Annotated in this window: 11 protein-coding genes; 6 read left to right on the top strand and 5 right to left on the bottom strand. The window is 43.3% G+C overall.

The genetic code is table 11. The features are described from left to right. Positions 1-22: 22 nt before the first annotated feature. Positions 23-1,075, bottom strand: a complete 1,053-nt coding sequence (locus ACFOHL_RS08375; RefSeq protein WP_376919773.1) for a 2-dehydropantoate 2-reductase — start codon at positions 1,073-1,075, stop codon at positions 23-25. Positions 1,076-1,126: 51 nt separating this feature from the next. Between ACFOHL_RS08375 and ACFOHL_RS08370 the strand changes: the two genes are divergently transcribed. After that, positions 1,127-2,449, top strand: coding sequence for a glycosyltransferase family 4 protein (locus ACFOHL_RS08370; RefSeq protein WP_376919772.1), 1,323 nt, complete (start codon positions 1,127-1,129; stop codon positions 2,447-2,449). Positions 2,450-2,492: 43 nt separating this feature from the next. On the opposite strand, the gene ACFOHL_RS08365 is transcribed toward ACFOHL_RS08370, so the two are convergent. Next, entirely contained in the window at positions 2,493-4,211 is a 1,719-nt protein-coding gene (locus ACFOHL_RS08365; protein ID WP_376919771.1) for an aminotransferase class V-fold PLP-dependent enzyme, read from the bottom strand. 106 nt (positions 4,212-4,317) lie between these two features. On the opposite strand from ACFOHL_RS08365, the gene ACFOHL_RS08360 reads away from it, so the two are divergent. Continuing rightward, positions 4,318-4,962 (top strand): energy-coupling factor ABC transporter permease, encoded by a 645-nt coding sequence (locus ACFOHL_RS08360; protein ID WP_376919770.1) that lies wholly within the window; start codon positions 4,318-4,320, stop codon positions 4,960-4,962. Positions 4,963-5,073: 111 nt separating this feature from the next. On the opposite strand, the gene ACFOHL_RS08355 is transcribed toward ACFOHL_RS08360, so the two are convergent. Together ACFOHL_RS08355 and ACFOHL_RS08350 are read right to left on the bottom strand one after the other, a co-directional pair. Beyond that, positions 5,074-5,637 (bottom strand): phosphoribosyltransferase, encoded by a 564-nt coding sequence (locus ACFOHL_RS08355; RefSeq protein WP_376919769.1) that lies wholly within the window; start codon positions 5,635-5,637, stop codon positions 5,074-5,076. Positions 5,638-5,682: 45 nt separating this feature from the next. Then, positions 5,683-6,885, bottom strand: coding sequence for an ABC transporter permease (locus ACFOHL_RS08350; protein ID WP_376919768.1), 1,203 nt, complete (start codon positions 6,883-6,885; stop codon positions 5,683-5,685). A gap of 182 nt (positions 6,886-7,067) precedes the next feature. On the opposite strand from ACFOHL_RS08350, the gene ACFOHL_RS08345 reads away from it, so the two are divergent. The 4 genes from ACFOHL_RS08345 to ACFOHL_RS08330 are packed head-to-tail and all read left to right on the top strand — an operon-like array spanning position 7,068 to position 14,745. Further along, the gene (locus tag ACFOHL_RS08345; RefSeq protein WP_376919767.1) at positions 7,068-7,670 is read left to right on the top strand and encodes a PilZ domain-containing protein; all 603 of its coding nucleotides are present in this window, start codon (positions 7,068-7,070) and stop codon (positions 7,668-7,670) included. A 9-nt stretch (positions 7,671-7,679) separates the two neighbouring features. After that, a complete protein-coding gene (gene mfd / locus ACFOHL_RS08340; RefSeq protein ID WP_376919766.1) occupies positions 7,680-11,186 on the top strand; it encodes a transcription-repair coupling factor in 3,507 nt (1,168 codons plus the stop codon). Continuing rightward, positions 11,179-12,420, top strand: coding sequence for a CsiV family protein (locus ACFOHL_RS08335; protein WP_376919765.1), 1,242 nt, complete (start codon positions 11,179-11,181; stop codon positions 12,418-12,420). Before mfd ends, ACFOHL_RS08335 begins: the two co-directional genes overlap by 8 nt. A 9-nt stretch (positions 12,421-12,429) precedes the next feature. After that, complete coding sequence (locus tag ACFOHL_RS08330; RefSeq protein ID WP_376919764.1) at positions 12,430-14,745, top strand: penicillin acylase family protein; 2,316 nt, start codon at positions 12,430-12,432, stop codon at positions 14,743-14,745. Positions 14,746-14,806: 61 nt separating this feature from the next. Here ACFOHL_RS08330 and ACFOHL_RS08325 read toward each other — a convergent pair whose 3' ends face one another. Beyond that, positions 14,807-17,185: an alkaline phosphatase D family protein gene (locus ACFOHL_RS08325; RefSeq protein WP_376919763.1), complete on the bottom strand. Its 2,379-nt coding sequence runs from the start codon at positions 17,183-17,185 to the stop codon at positions 14,807-14,809. Between the last annotated feature and the right edge of the window lie 137 nt (positions 17,186-17,322).

Raw genomic sequence — 17,322 nt, 5'->3', positions numbered from 1 at the left:
CAAAAACTCTCTACCCAATTATTCATTTATGTGCTTTTAACAGTGAGTCAAAACGTTTCAAAATATCAACTTTTTTATCGGTTTTTCCAAGCTCGCGCTTTTTTATCAGTGCCGTAATCAGCCGATTGCCAGGTGCTGATATATCTAGTTTTACAGCTTCTTCAATGACTTTGCCATTGATGAAATCGACCTCAGTATTTTTATCTGCGACCAAATCCCAATACATGGATGAACGCACTAAAGGGTCAATAAACAAAGTATGTCTAGCCAAGATCCGAAAGGCAAAGTTTGGCAAACGCATAATGACCGGTACCCATTTATTCGGCAGATTTGTAATTTTCGGTAGGGTAATTTTTTGTTTTTTCGTAACTTTTAACAATTCATCCATTAATAATGCTATGACTAATCGATAACGACGATCCTGCAGCATTTCTTTTACGGGCACTTCGACTAAAGCATTCACTGCATTCCCCAAGTTTAGCTGCAGTTTTGCCCATTGTAAGTTGTCCATTTGATGGGTAATGGCCACCGGCAGTAAAGCTGATGCCAGCTGACTCACCATCCATTTGATGGTCACCTCCAATCCGCTAATGACCTCAAGCGTTAACGTACCTTGAGAGCCTCGATGATAGCGACCTGAATCGTCTTTGACTACATTAAACGACACCATCGCTCGAATCACCTTATTGTGCGGAAATGCGCGTTTTATTGGCTTATGCGTAGCCACACCATTTTGGCAACAGATAATAATAGTTTGTTCATCTATACAGGCTTTTAGCTCATCAACAACGGTTTCAAGTGCATGACACTTTACCGTTAACCACAGCACATCAGCTTTATCATGTAGCATATCAACACTCGAGCGTGTGACAAAATGAGGTAAATTTTTTACCTCAAATTGATTTCCTTTGTAATCCGCAACCACATATTGCTCGCTCAAGGCATTTATTTGTGCTTGTTTTGCATAGAGCGACACTACTTGCCCCGCTTTTAACAAACATGCTCCCAAGTAGGAACCTATCAAACCCGCACCAAATACAATGTGATGTGCATCGTGTTGTGGTATCTTTGGCATACGCAATCAACCTCAATTAACTCACTGACGTCTTAAGCTTCGACTACAACCATGACGCATCAAAAAACCGTAATTTTTATCGGATACATTTGGCCAGAACCGAACACTACGGCTGCCGGACAAAATATTCTTAGCTATATTACCAGCATGCAAGAAAACCAATGGCTCGTCCATTTTTGGTGTGCGGCTGAAAAAAGCCCTCATTCCATCGACTTGCAAAACTTAGGTATTAATGTACAGCAAATAAAATTGAATGACGACGGTTTCGACGAATTGATAGAGGCCGTCAAGCCAGACGTCGTGATATTTGATCGCTATTTAAGTGAAGAGCAATTTGCTTGGCGAGTGGCCAAGGTGTGTCCAAATAGTTTAAGGGTGCTGGATTGTGAAGATTTACATTTTTTGAGGTACGGCAGAGAAGTGTTGTTCAAACAATCTGAAAACGCGAGACTCAAGCACTCAAAGTGCAGCTTAAATAAACAACAGCTAAGTAAAATTACCTATCCACTGAGTCGAGACATATTTGCTGACACCGCCCTTGCCCACTTGCATACGCCACAATTTTACCGAGAGTTAGCGAGTATCATTCGGTGTGACTTGGCGTTGACACTGTCTTCTTTTGAAGCGGATGTATTAAATCAACAATACGGTTTACGCCAAAACATCGTACATATTCCTTTTATACGTGAACGCCCTACAACAAGGCCTTTTTCTTTTGCTGAGCGCAACAACCTAATCACGATAGGGAACTTAAAGCATCAGCCTAATGTGCAGGCAGTAGAGCACTTGGCAGTAGATATCATGCCACAAGTGCGAAAGCGTATCCCCAGTATTCAACTACATGTTTATGGAGAATATGCACCTCCTAGAATTGTACAACTACACAAGCCTGACAAAGGGGTTTTTATTAAGGGTTATTCTGAGCATCATATTGATGATATATCTAGGGCTCGTTTACTTTTAGCCCCTCTTCAATTTGGTGCGGGTGTCAAAGGAAAATTACTCGACGCTATGGCCTGTAGCACGCCCTCTGTGACTACAGCTTTAGGTGCTGAAGGTATCGACCTTGCAGAATGGCCGGGTGCAATTGCGGCCGACAGTGATGTACTGGTACAAGAGATTGTGCGTCTCTATAGCGAGCAAAGCCAATGGGAACATGCCTCTTCGCTATCGACAACACAAGATATTCAACACTTTCAGCCGAGTATAAACAAACAAAAATTTTTACAAACAATAGATGAATACCTAAACAATCTAGACGCTAGGCGAATGCAAAACTATCTTCAAGGCATGACGATGCAACAAGGTCTGCAAGCCTCAAAATACATGAGTCAATGGATAATTGCTAAGAACAAACTAAAACCCGAGGGCTAGGAAGTGCGGATTCGTCATTTTCTGTATTATATCTATATGTGCCTTAAGAGAGATTAGCCAAACGCTTAATGATCTGGCTCACGCCATCTCGGCGACCGACGCTAAAATAAGACGATAAGCCTAGCTGATCTAAAAATTCGCTGTGGTTGTGTTTATTCGGCGGCAAACCAACAGCTTCCGCCAATAGCGCTTCATGAGTGCTATAAGTGATTAACAATGTGAGTATGCCACGTATCACCTTGCTGTCTGAATAAGCCCGCCATCCGACTAAAGAATCGTTTGTTAACCATACAGCTGATTCGCAGCCAAGAAGTTCGCTGTTAGCATTTCGCTCCTCCTCTGGCAGTATTGGCAGGATTTTGCTCAACAGAAGTAAGCCTCGATGCTTTGTGCTCCAATCCCGCGCTTCAGCTATATTAACAATCTGTTCAATGATAGGTTTATCCAATTGGGTACCACATGCCTTGCCACACTTGGTTTGTTCAGAATAAGAAGAATCATTTTCTATACTGGCTAGATCGCCCTCACTCTGTCGCAGTATTCGCTGCAGAGTTTCAACAAAACGTAAGATATCCTGTTCATCAGTGTATGCGCCGATAGATACACGTATACATGCACCCACTGACAAAGTCTGGAGCAATGGCATGGCGCAATGATGTCCATAACGAAGCGCTATTCCTTCTTGCCAAAGTTGTTGCACAATACTGTGATTATCTTGCTGCTCAAGCACAAAGGAAACAATACCAATGGTATCTTGCGGATTGCCATTTGTGGAATGCCCATGTTGTTGTAGAGGGTTACCTAGTACACGCAAGTGTTTAATCGTTTTAAGTCTACTCATCAAGAGCTTGCATAACGTGCGTTCGTGCTGAACAATCTGAGTCATATGTTCACGCAAAAAGTAAAGCGCTTCACCCAAGGCTATGACACCAGAAACATTAGGTGTCCCCGCCTCAAACTTTAAGGGCGGATTTTGCGTCGTAAAACGCTCATAACTGACGGCACTTACCATTTCGCCACCAAGTTTGCTTGGCAGCAAACCAGTTAAACACGAATAGCGCCCGAATAGCACACCCGTTCCAGTTGGCCCATACATTTTATGGCCGCTAAACACATAAAAGTCACAACCAATATCTGCCACATCTACCGATAAATGCGCAAGGGCTTGTGTACCATCGATAATGGTTAGGGCTTGGTTTTGTTCGGCTAATTGGCACAAGGCCTTAACTGGATAAATATTCCCCAAAACATTAGAGACATGTGCACACGCTATTAGGCACACATCTTGAGTAACCAAAGTAGACCAGCGTTCCCATGTCGCCTCAGAAAACACACCATCTTGCTCCAGAGGCAGCACCTCAATGCTCAAATCTAAACGACTAGCTAATGCCTGCCAAGGTAATAAGTTAGCATGATGCTCACTCGCACAAACAAGTATTTTTGTGCCGTTCAGCATAGGTGCATGTATGCCTGCAGCAATCATATTAAGGCTTTCTGTCGCCCCGCTGGTAAAGACAATTTCATCCTGTCGTGCATTTATCCAAGATGCCACATTTTGTCTCACATTTTCGTATGCAACGGTCGCTTCACTCGCTTTTTTGTAGGCGGCTCTATGCACTGTTGCATTGTTTTCAGCCATCGCTTGCCGAGTGACTTCGATTACTGCTCCCAAACGTTGTGTTGTCGCCGCGCTGTCAAGATACACTTGCTTGGCATTATCAGAAAAGTATGGAAAGTGTTTTTTTGCACTAAAGTCTGTCATTTAAAAAATTGTATGCGCTTATCAGGAGGCTCTCTATCTTGCGTTTATTATAAAGCGATGAAACTTTGATACAATGCTCATGATTTTAAGACACATGAGAGTCCCAGTGACAGCAATACAACTTACCTGCCTTATCATTTACCTACTCTGCAGTGCTTATGTAATAAAACACACGTCGCTACAACGCTTATTACATGACAAAAAGTTACAACACCGCTTATTTGGTGCCTCAACTGTATTATTTATCCTTTGGTTATTTCGCGTCAGTATACACGATGGTTTGGTGATGCATTTTTTGGGCTTAACGGCGCTGTGCTTAATTTTGGGATTTCGCTGGTCATTGATCAGCGCGACAAGTATTTTACTTGTGATCACCGTTTTAGGGTACGAGTCTTATGAAACAATTGGTGTGAATGGGCTATTTGGGGTTATTCTGCCACTTACAGTCAGCTATGGTATTTACATGCTGACTTTTCACAAAATGCAACGGCATTTATTCATCTATATTTTTATATGCGGCTTTTTGGCCGGCGCCCTATCCATTGCACTAAAAATGGGATGTTTGAGTGGGTATTATTATATCGACGGATTTTATGAATGGAATGTGATTACCTACAATTACACGCAAATGATTGTGTTGCTAGTTTTTCAAGAAGCCTTTTTCAACGGTATGTTGATGACTTGCTTGATCGTTTACAAACCAGAATGGGTGTATACATTTAGCGATAAATTTTATTTGGACGGCAAGTAGTTTGGGGCTTGTATCGGCTTTTAACAAACTGTTGTGATGGCTTCCCTTGTGACGGGGCGGGATTGTATTGTAAAGAATAATCCCGCCATATCATCTGAAGGAATGGTTCGCTTATTTTGTTGTCAATATATCCATGATCGGCGCAAGTTCAGCTTTACCACTAATAATCTCTTCGGCGCTTAAACCCGATAATTCATGCGGAAACACTAACCATTCATCACTTTCATGGACAAAGTAATCAGGCGTGATAGTTGTTTTATTATTTTGTGGTTTGTACCAAGGTGTCGCCACCCTTATTTCCTTTGGCGCGTTTAGTCGCATTAATACGTGAATTTGATTAATCAACGCTTCTATGCTGCGACCCGAATCAAAAACATCATCGACAATTAACAATTTGTCTGCCGCGTTAGCGTTTTCCACCAAATAGTGCAAACCATGCACGCGGATCTCTTTTGATTGTTGATTAATGCCGTAATATGAAGACGTGCGTACTGCAATGTGATCGGTAGGCGCGTTACGAAATTCGAAATACTCTTGTACTGCGATACCGATTGGCGCACCACCCCGCCAGATACCTACAATAAAATCTGGCCTAAATCCATCTTGATAGACTTTATCCGCGACCAAGAATGAGTCTCGCAAAAGTGCGCCAGAATCGATGAAACGTTTATTCACATTTAACCTTTAGGTTTCAAAAAATAATTGAGTGGAGTATAGCACCTAGCTTGTCCGCAATCCATTTGCAGGTCTCACAGATGCAGCCATTTTAGCTGGGTACAAGGACGCAAGTGCGCACAGGCCAATTGTCACACCCAGAATAAGGCATATTTGTTGCCACCTAATGTCAATCGGCAAGCCCTGCCCGTTTTCGCCAAAAGCCAAGCCTGAATTCATTAAATCCAGTAGTGGATTCAACATAAACACACCACCAAGGCCAAGTACCAAGCCGCCCAACACACCCACGCAGCCATTAAACACGCCGTTGAGAATGAAAATTTGGGTAACATGCTTGGTTTGCATACCTTGAGTTTGTAAGATCGCAATATCTGCGCGCTTTTCGGCGACAACCATCACCAACGCAGACACGACATTAAAACCCGCCACCAAAATAACCAGTCCGAGCATGAGCGTCATCATGTTCTTTTCCATTTTGACGGCATCAAACAAGGCACCTTGTCGCTCCCGCCAAAGCGAATAGTCCAGCTCAGCATCATCTAAATTTCGTTTAACTGACTCGAAAGAAAAGGGATCAGATAAAAATAAGCGAGTCGTGTTTGCTTCATCAGAAGCAGGAGTTCTGAGTAATTTACTTGCGTCTTTCCAATGAACCAACACCACTTTATCATCCATTTCCGAGACCACATTAAAGATTCCAGTCACCGTAAACAAACGCTGACTGGGTATGCGACCAAAGGGTGAATATACGCTTGTCTGCGGGCTGATAAGCCTGACTTTTTGTCCGATGCCGACCGACAGTTGTCTGGCGAGAGTGCGACTCAATACAAGATTAAAAGTCTTAGCTTGAAGGCTATCGTAGCTACCTGCCACCATAGAATTAGCGACGGTCGAGTGCGCCTTATTTGCTGCGGAATCGACACCTTGCATAATCACACCTTTGATATGCGATCTAGACTGCACGACGACTTCTTGCTCTAGATAACTTGCCATTTTGACAAGATCAGCTTGCCCAGTGTCCAGTATATTCACTTTTGAAAGCGGTGCCTCTACCACCGCATGAGGCAAAATTCCCAAAATACGCGCTTTTAGTTGCGACTCTAAGCCATTCATAACAGACAAAACAATAATCAAAGAGGCGATACCAAGCGCAATTCCTAAAATCGAAAAACGGTTGATAAAAGCCACAAAACTTCGCTTGCTGCCAGAACGCGCATATCGAAGCGCAATGAACTGCGGTAATAGCATGAAAAATATACCTATTCGTTTCCTAGTGCCTTTTGACCTTTGCAATTTGTAATTGTCCGAGGCTATCGCTCGCATAATTTTTTGCTAAGCACCAATAATATCTAAAGTTTACTATCATTTAGCTACCTTTGTATGCGAAAATTTCAGGCTAGATAAAAAACGATCATTAGATGGAGTTTTCCTTGCTCACACTTGCCGAAAAACAAGCCCAATTTAGTTCGTATTTTTTAATGGAACACGCATTACCCATTAACATTGTGCCGGCTACGCCAGAGCAAGCCAGCCAAGATATGCATACCTTTGAGCAATCCATGCCCTACGTCTTTCGCATTGCGGCTGAAATGTCTGAGATCGAGGCACAAGCGCTAAGGCCATTTCGAAACATGGGCGAAAAATTTGAAGACTTGGTTAATTACCTCCAGTTACAAGCAAAAAAAATGGATTTAATGATGTCGTATATTCTGCAAGAGCAAGACGACCCTGCTTATCGCACAAAATCACATAAATTTGGTGGCGGAGGTTTGATAGTCCACACCAACACTCTAGTAGAAAACGGTACGCCGGTTGTGGTCAAACTATTTTTAGAAGATGAGGCCGCAGCCGTGTATTGCCTTGCCGAATCGATCGATTCTGAGCCACTGGATAGTACTCAAGAAGAGTACGCGACGAGCTATTACTTTACCCATATAAGAGAACAAGATCAGGAACTATTGGTAAGAGCAAGTTTACATCTGCAAACAAAAATGTTGCGTCAGCAAAAATCTACACGTGAAGAACAAAAATAAACACACTTTATGAGCTTAACATACCCTAGACTCCCGGTTTTTACATCCACAGACTCTGGCAAGACTTCGCGCGGTGATCATATTCATTGGTCTAACTTAAGTGGAAGCAGTCCAGCGATGGCAATGGCAATGGCTGCCAAACAACACTCTGGCTCATTGATCATTGTGACAGAGGACATGGCACAAGCCTACAAACTCGAACGAGAGATTAAGTTTTTCTTAGATAGTCCGACAAGCATCGACGTGCATTTGTTTCCTGACTGGGAAACGCTGCCCTACGATGCATTTTCTCCACATCAGGACATTGTCTCTAAGCGTCTTGAAACGCTTTACTTGCTGAGTAAAAACGAGCCAAACATATTCTTATTACCAGTAAATACACTACTGCAAAAGGTAGCGCCTGTAGAATACGTAGGGCAACACCTCTTGTATCTGAAGGTAGGAGACAGATTAGACCCAGCAGAATTTAGGCGCACGCTAGAGAAATCCGGCTACTTGCATGTAAGCCAAGTGATGTCGCATAGTGAGTTTAGTATTCGCGGCTCCATTATTGATTTATTTCCAATGGGCAGTGAACAACCTTTCAGAATTGACTTATTTGACGATGAAATTGATACCATACACTTTTTCGACACGGGCTCACAAAGGAGCGTAGATAAAATAAATGAAATTCGGCTTTTGCCAGCGCGCGAATTTCCAACTGACAAAACGGCAATTACCCAATTTAGAACGGCTTATTTAGAAAAGTTCCCCAATGCTAGTAACAGCGATCAAGAATCTGTCTTTTATCAAGTTAGCAGAGGGACAATGCCAGGCGGTATTGAATATTATTTACCTTTGTTTTTTGCCCAAACAGCTAGCTTATTTGACTATCTGCACAGTGATAGTTTACTTATCGTAAACGACAAACTTGAGCAAGCAGCCAACCGCTTTTGGCAAGATTTATTGCAACGATACCAGCAATATCAATTTAACTTAGCACGCCCGTTACTTCCGCCTGAGGATTTGTATCTCGATACAATTTCTATGCTATCTGCACTTAAAAAACGCGCACGCGTTAGCATTACAGAAAAAACAGGCACGTCATCAAAGGGCTTTTGTGATTTTAAGACGCGTGCCATTGATGATATAGCCATTGATACAACAGCCACCAATCCGTATTCAGCCGTACAAGCCACTATTGACGAGGCTAAACATAGTAAAACGCCAGTAATTTTTGTGGCAGAATCGGCGGGTCACCGCGAAGCCTTAATCGACATATTAAACAAGGCTATTATTAACGTAGATAGCATCGAAAAACTGTCTATTGGCACTATTAATAAACCCGTCAGTATCGCCATTGGCAGTGTTGAAGACAGTTATATATGTCATGATCCCGAGTCTAAACACCTGATCATTACAGAAAAACAGCTACTCGGTCACAAACAAAGCAAGCGTCGCAACGCTAAACGTGCCAAACAGGTGGATGAAAGTGCAATTATCCGAAATCTCGCAGAACTGTCTGAAGGCTCACCAGTCGTGCACTTGGAGCATGGTGTGGGGCGTTTTCTTGGCATGCAAACGCTTGATGCGGGCGGCATAAAAACTGAATTTTTGAGTATTGAATACGCCAAGCAAGCAAAACTCTACGTGCCTGTGTCTTCCTTGCATCTCATCAGCCGCTACAGCGGTGGAGATGTGGAAAATGCGCCACTACATAACTTAGGTAATGACACCTGGAGTAAACAAAAGAAAAAGGCTGCAGAAAAAGTACGCGATGTCGCCGCTCAACTACTTGATATCTATGCCAAGCGCGCTGCTAAACCTGGTTTCGCATACCCACTGGATTGGCAGGACTATGAAGGCTTTGCCAATAGTTTTCCTTATGCAGAAACAGAGGATCAAGCCAAGGCTATCAATGCGGTTATCCAAGATATGGCCGCCGACCGCGCCATGGATAGACTGGTTTGTGGCGACGTGGGATTTGGCAAAACCGAGGTTGCCATGCGAGCCGCTTATATAGCGGCATCTTGTGGCAAACAAGTGGCTATTTTAGTGCCCACCACTCTGCTCGCGCAACAACACTTTGATAACTTTAAGGATCGCTTTTCTCAGTTTCCTTTCAAGATAAGTGTGATGTCTCGCTTTATTAGCAACAAAGAGCAAAAGCAAGTGGCAGAGAGTATCGCCTGCGGAAAAACTGATATTGTCGTCGGCACCCATAAATTATTGTCAAAAGATATCCAATTTAATGACTTAGGCTTGGTTATCATTGATGAGGAGCACCGCTTTGGAGTACGTCAAAAAGAACAATTTAAAGCACTGCGCGCAGACGTTGATATTCTCACTTTAACCGCTACACCTATTCCAAGAACATTAAATATGGCAATGAGCGGCATGAGAGACTTGTCTATTATTGCGACGCCACCAGCAAAACGCTTATCGATAAAAACCTTTGTTATGCAAAAAAACAGCGAAGTCATACGCGAAGCGATCATGCGTGAAATACTCCGCGGCGGACAAGTATACTTTTTACATAACGAAGTCAAAACAATTGAACAAACAGCGGCTGATATCGAAGAGATCGTCCCAGAAGCCCGCATTGCAATCGGTCACGGGCAAATGCGAGAACGCGAACTAGAAAGCGTCATGAATGATTTTTATCATCAACGCTACAATGTACTAGTGTGCTCAACAATTATTGAGACGGGCATCGATATACCCACGGCAAATACCATTATTATGAATCGGGCAGATAACCTCGGGCTGGCGCAAATGCATCAACTGCGCGGTCGAGTTGGTCGTTCTCATCACCAAGCTTATGCGTATTTACTCACACCTCACCCAAGAAGAATGACCAAAGACGCGGCAAAACGTCTAGAAGCCATTGCATCTTTAGAAGGTTTGGGTGCGGGATTTGCTTTAGCTACACATGATTTGGAGATCCGAGGAGCTGGGGAACTGTTGGGCGACGATCAATCAGGTCAGATTAACTCTGTCGGTTTTTCAATGTATATGGATATGTTGGAGAATGCCGTCGAAGCATTAAAGCAAGGGAAAGAACCCAGTTTACACGATGCAATGCACGAACAAACTGAAATTGAATTACGTATTCCCGTACTATTGCCTGACGATTACATTGGCGATGTGAATACCCGTTTATCTCTTTATAAGAAACTTGCAAACTGTCATCATCAAGATGACATCGACGATTTTCAAATTGAACTCATCGATCGCTTTGGTTTACTGCCACAAGCAACCAAAAACCTAGTGAAGATCACAAGCTTTAAGTTGCAAGCTGCTGCACTTGGTATAAAGAAGATAGAATTTACTGAACTCGGTGGTATGATTGAATTTGACGCGGACACCAAAGTTGACCCAGGCTTCTTAATTGCACTAATCCAAAAGAAGCCGAACGAATATCGATTTGACGGCCCTCAACGCTTGAAAATCAATAAGAAATCAACCGATGCTTTGACGCGTATCGATTTAGTTGAACGTTTGTTGGCGTTATTCGCAAAGGAAACAAATGGGTAAGTTTGTAAATTATGCTATAGCTTTATTGGCGAATGCCGCAATTCTGAGTACTCTGCTAGCCCCGAGCCCTGTTCATGCTCAAGATGAACAAGAAGAGTGGTGGTTTGACGTTGAGTTTGCCGTATTTAAACGCAATTTACAAAGCGATACGCTTGCCGAAAACTTTGAAGCCGCAGCATATGTGCCATCAAATGAAATAGGTATTGATCTATTTAGCTTGCCGATTATTAGACAACAATCACTGCACTTCGACATATTTCGAAGTTTACCTCACTGCAATCCAGCACCTCTTCCACAAATTATTGATCTGTCAGAAACAATCGAGGCGCTGTCATATTCGCCTTTTGTGCAACTAGCGAATAACGAGGAGCGACAATCAGAACCAGACACCAGCAACACCGTTTTGCCAGAAATAGCATCGTCAGAAGTAGCATCGCCAGCAATAGCCTTGCCTGAGAATGAGCCCTTGGCGTCGACAAGTGCTGCACAAGACGAGCCTTATATCGATTGGCTGAATTACGAACTAGAGCAAATCGATACCCGTCTCAATTTGAACCTAAGTTGTTATGACGACTCTTTACCAAATCCGGTTAAACAAACACCCACACGCTTATTTGTCGAGGGCGAATATGCGGATGGTCAACATAGAGTGCTCGATAAAAGCAATCTTAAAATGGAAAGCTTTGTTGAAAGCGTGTTTAAACAGCGAGATATAGCGCCGCTGCTTTATACAATTTGGCGACAACAGGTTGTATTTGGTGAGAAGAATGCTCGATTTATTAAGGTATTTGCTGGAGAAAAAATTAAACTAGACGCAGATAAACAAGCCGAAAGTGAGCCAGACATTGAACTACTCGACGACACTGAGGAAACCTTCATTCAAATCCTGTCCAGTATTAAACAAGAATTAGGCAGTGGTAAGCCTGTTGAGTGGAATACTGAAAATACTGAGCTTGATTCTACCTCTAATATCACGCAAGACTTCAGTGCATTTGAGCTTGAAGGTCTGTTCAAAGTTTACTTAGAATATGTCGGTCGAGTGCCCTACTTGCACATTGACAGTGAATTTATGCATTATCGCCTCAAGCTTGATGCATCAGGAAATAAGCACATTCAATCCTTTCCATTCAAACAAAGACGACGGATTATCAGTAAACAAATACATTACTTTGATCACCCAGCAATTGGCATCATAGTACGTTTACACCGCTATCAAGTACCCAAAACAAACTAGGGGCGAGCTATGACAAAAATAAAGTGGATAGCTGGGATACTTCTATCGATAAGTATTCTAATATTATTGGGCGTTTATTTTAGTTTAGCGCATAGCTTGCCGACCTTAGACGGCGTAGTAAAAAGTGCGAGAGTAAGCAAGGATAGTCGAATAGACCGCGACACACTCGGCACGGCTATTATTCATGCAAAGGACAGGGTAGATGCAGCCTACTCACTTGGCTATGCCCACGCACAAGATCGCTTGTTCCAAATGGATTTGCTACGAAAAAATGCGGCGGGTGAACTATCTTCAATAGTTGGCAAAAGAGCACTCGATATTGATATAAGTAAGCGCGCGCACCAATTTAGGCGTCGAGCACAAAACATAGTCAAACAACTACCAAAAGATGAACTTGCGTTATTAACCGCTTATGCCAATGGAGTAAACGATGCGGTCAGTATTGAAGATGCTAAACCCTTTGAATACATACTGACAAATACACGTTTTTCAGAATGGTTACCAGAAGACAGCTTGTTAGCTATCTTCAGTATGTATATTGATTTACAACAAGATCAAATTGAACGAGATTTTCATTTCACCGGTATTCAACACTATACAGGCAAGGCTATTTTAGACTTTTTCACCCCAGCCAGTAACTATCAAGCAAGCATCGACTTTTCTTTGGATACGCGTCCAGAGTCAGATATACCCCACCCTCCAACCGTAGCAGATGAAATCGTATCCAGAACTGAAAATTTGCAAGAGCTGCCTGATATTGGTAGCAACAACTGGGTAGTCTCGGGCAAACATGTTAAAGACAGCAACAGCGCCTTGCTCAGCAATGATATGCACTTGGGTTTGGCCGTCCCCACTTTGTGGTATAGAGCACAATTAAATTACCAACAAAATGGTAAGGCGGTCAGCGCGACAGGTGTCAGCTTACCTGGGGTACCCGCTATAGTCGTTGGCGCAACAAAACATATTGCTTGGGGATTCACCAATGCTAATGTGGACAATGTCGACTGGGTAAAACTGGCTCCCGATACACCCATTGAACAGGTATCAGAGCGTTTTACTTTATCAAATGGAGAGGTAAAAGAAGCAAATATTCTCGTTAGTGAATATGGCCCAGTGCGATATATTGAACAGCAAGCTTACGCGCTAAAGTGGGTGGCTCATCAAGACTACGCACTCAATCTCAAATTAGCCAAACTAGCAGAGCAAAGAGATATGACAAGCACTCTGCAATTGGCAAAATCTATTGCCATTCCGGTGCAAAATCTCGTCGTTGGTGATAGTCAAGGTAATGTTGCTTGGCAATTAACAGGGGCTATAAGCGCACGCACCTCGCCAACGAAAATAGCCATTGAAGAATACGCATTCGACACGCAAGGCTGGGCCTCGCCTGAGCGGTCACCAGCTAATTTTATATCGCCTGATCACGGGCGGATATGGAGTGCAAATGCCCGAATGGTGAGCGCTAATGATTTGGCGCGTTACGGTGATGGCGGTTATGCACTAGGGGCGCGGCAGCAACAAATTGCCAATGCATTAATGGGCGCAAGTGATTTTAGCGAGCAAAGCTTTTATGACTTGCAACTCGACAACCAAGCTGTTTTTTTGATGCCTTGGCATCATTTGTTACTGTCTACGCTTAAGCAACACCCTGAATTATACAAACAAGATATTGATGCGCTGACCAATTGGAAAGCCTGTGCCTGCAGTGATTCAGTAGGTTACACTTTAGTGAGACGCTTTCGCTCAAACCTGATCAATGAGTTATTAAGTCCCGTGACAGGAGTAATACGAGAGTTGGATCCGTCTTACACTATCAAGCCCAGATACCTGCTTCGAGGCATTGAACCCGCTATTTGGCAGTTGTTACAAGAAAAGCCGGAAGCATGGTTAACACAAAAATATGATAGCTATGATCATATGTACAAAGCCATTTATCAACAAACAAAAAAACGCCTGCTAGCGCAATACAGCAATGGCAGCAATGATATGACGAGCCTAGCTTGGGGTGAGGTCAACGCCTTGCAAGTCAAACACCCACTTGCCTCTGCATTGGGCGTACTCGGCAACTATTTGAACATGCGCAAAGTTCAAGCTTTTGGTGATAGCTTTATGCCAGCCGTGCAATCGCCATCCTTTGGCGCCTCTCAACGAATGATTGTGAAACCAGGCAAACTCGAGCAAGGTATATTAACGGTGCCGGGCGGGCAATCTATGCATCCCTTGTCAGCGTACTATCGTTCTGGCTTTGAAGACTATGCAAATCATCGTGCTACGCCACTATTACCTCAAGATATTAAACATAGCTTATTATTGAGCGCAAAATAAGAGTCGAGGCCAAACCTAAGCCGGTGTTGAGGCTACGCTAGCTTGGCCTATTTAGAAACGGTTAGCTTAATATATTTTCGCCACGGTTCTCTTTTTGATGGATCGTAACTGGCCAACCCTCAAATTGATTGCTTGCACGTCCGTCACTGACGTCTACCAAAAATTTGTAAGCAGACAAGGTATAAGTGAGAGCAGAGGTATCAAAGGTAATAAAACCAAAACCACTGCCTTTTTCATGCGCTTTTACATAACGGTTGCCAGACTTTCCGACTTCTGGATTACCAACGGCGTACACGTAGATTTTGTTACCAAAACTATCGAGGTACTCTCCCGTTTGTTCAATACCATGACTTGGTCGGTTTGTATGGGGTAAACCAACTTCATCGGGCAACCACCAACGCGGCCAACCTGCGGCAATCGCAGGCGTACAAAACGCCCAATTGCTATCTCGTTGTTTCGATACGCCATATTGTGAGAGCGTACCTAAATGCGTATCACCACAAATATGCAAGGCCATGGATGGACGCATACAATCTATAGCTCGATTCCTTGCTGAGGCTGGCCAACCACTGCTATCAAAATCATATTTTAAATACCGGTCAGGACGGGGTTGATGGGTAGATATACCTGCGAATACTGTTTGGCTGAGCACGGCCTTCAGCGTGTGGCCTCGCCAGTCTTTTGACCATTGGGTTAAAAACGCTTCTTGCCTTTTACCTAATAACTCTAGTCCCTCAGGGTCGTATTCTGGCCGAATCAAAAGCGGATCTTCGCCTTCACCCGTTACGCCAACTTCGACATTAATGCGGTCTGGACCACTTTTCCATTGTCTGTCCGCTAATATCGCAAAACCCACATCGCCATAGACCATATCGGAATAATAAGCACTGATACCATTTGTAGGACTTGGATCGAAAGGGTCAGGATGATGCGCAGTACTGGTGCGGTGTACAGTATTAACAACTCTGACAGGCTCAATGTAGCCACTCAATACAGACGCACTCAAATCCTTTTCTATGTTTTGCATAGGTGCACCACCTTCGCCCCACAAGTTGCCTTGCAATACGTCGTGATCATCTGGCAAACAAATTGTTGGACAGTTACGCATAACCTCACGAAAAGCCCATGCGAACTGGTAAAACTTGCGCAAATAGTTAAGTATGGCGAGATTGGCAGGCTCTCGAATGATACCAAAGCCACCATGTTGCTCATATAGTTGATCACCAGAGAAAAACACTAAATCAGGATCGAGTTTTCTGACATTGTCTGCAACGGGTTGATAGGGATATCCGTAGTCATTTTGACAGGTCAAGGCGGCCATTTTCAACGGCCGATTACTCGGGTTAGCTTTTATATTACCTTCCCAGTAATGCGCCTCTTCGGTGTTATCCGTATATTTTTGTACATAAACAGCGCGGTATCGGTGGTTTTGCTTTTCGTTCCAATTTGGGATCCTAAACGTCGCAACCCAACCATCTGTATTGAGCTTTTCTTTGGCAATACTGATCCATTGTTTCCCTTTTAGGATCTGTAACTCAACATATTGGTTATCGAGTTTACCAATAGGACCAGTGTAGGCACTAAGCTTCATCACAAAGCCCTCGCTGCTTCTAGAATCGCTGAGTGAATACATCGTCCAGAGCAAAGTACCAAATGTTCTGTCTGCTTTATATTCAAACGCTTCACCCGCTATTTCCCAATCACTAAAGCGGTATCGATTGCCTTGCAGATTTGCTGGTGGATTTTGATGCGTGACTGACGCAATGGCAAAGTTACTCACTAGCGCAACATTACCTATTAACTCTTCTTTAGCGGCCAAATGGGACAGCTCAGCTATGACTTTTTCACCGACTTTTGCTCTCAATATTATGAGAGACGCACCCAATTGCGGTGTCGCATCCAACTCGAGGGAAAGGGTTTGATTATATAGATTTGATGACAGTAGGGTTTCTTTAGCGCCTAATATGAGTCTATCCCCTAATATACCGGCATCATACCCTTGCTGCACAAAACAGTTACTTCGGTATTCGTTGAGTTCGCTTTTTACCCCTAAGCGAAAACCTGCGCCACCATCGCGTTTGTTTGCTGTCAGGCGTTTGATATTTACAGACATTTGAAAAGGCTTAGACACATCCTTTAATTGGTGTGTTAGAGAATGAATACTTCGATTCCCACCAATACTCGAGCATTCAGCGGCGCCATTTTTTACTTGCCAATCCTCCATAGGATTAGCCCAGTATTCCCCGCCCAACCATGTGCGGTCGGGTGTTTTGTGCCATTTATCTTTTGTTGGTAAAGGTGTTGAGCTAAAGTCATGCTCGCTATGCTGCTGTGTCAACTCAGTGCTAATAGACTGCTTGGTGCACCCCACTACACCCGTCGATACTACTCCTGCCGCGACAAATTTTAGTGCATCACGGCGCGATACATTTTTTTTCATAAATTTTCAATCTAACGAAAACTGTTAATAATTTGTATATTGTTAACAAATTATCATCGCATCGCAAGGATTGTCATTTAGAATTGTGGTTTATATCAAAATGGCGATGAGTTAAAGCAATAGGTATGTTTTAACTC

Source organism: Agaribacter flavus (assembly GCF_042646125.1).
In the GTDB taxonomy this organism is placed as follows: Bacteria; Pseudomonadota; Gammaproteobacteria; order Enterobacterales; family Alteromonadaceae; genus Glaciecola; species Glaciecola flavus.
Note: the sequence above shows the minus strand (reverse complement) of the source record. Positions and strands in the feature narration are given on the sequence as shown.

Coding starts and splice junctions, on each gene's coding strand:
- ACFOHL_RS08365 (WP_376919771.1), bottom strand. CDS start 4,211: ATGACAGACTTTAGTGCAAAAAAACACTTTCCATACTTTTCTGATAAT.
- ACFOHL_RS08350 (WP_376919768.1), bottom strand. CDS start 6,885: ATGCTATTACCGCAGTTCATTGCGCTTCGATATGCGCGTTCTGGCAGC.
- ACFOHL_RS08325 (WP_376919763.1), bottom strand. CDS start 17,185: ATGAAAAAAAATGTATCGCGCCGTGATGCACTAAAATTTGTCGCGGCA.
- ACFOHL_RS08330 (WP_376919764.1), top strand. CDS start 12,430: ATGACAAAAATAAAGTGGATAGCTGGGATACTTCTATCGATAAGTATT.
- mfd (WP_376919766.1), top strand. CDS start 7,680: ATGAGCTTAACATACCCTAGACTCCCGGTTTTTACATCCACAGACTCT.
- ACFOHL_RS08375 (WP_376919773.1), bottom strand. CDS start 1,075: ATGCCAAAGATACCACAACACGATGCACATCACATTGTATTTGGTGCG.
- ACFOHL_RS08335 (WP_376919765.1), top strand. CDS start 11,179: ATGGGTAAGTTTGTAAATTATGCTATAGCTTTATTGGCGAATGCCGCA.
- ACFOHL_RS08370 (WP_376919772.1), top strand. CDS start 1,127: ATGACGCATCAAAAAACCGTAATTTTTATCGGATACATTTGGCCAGAA.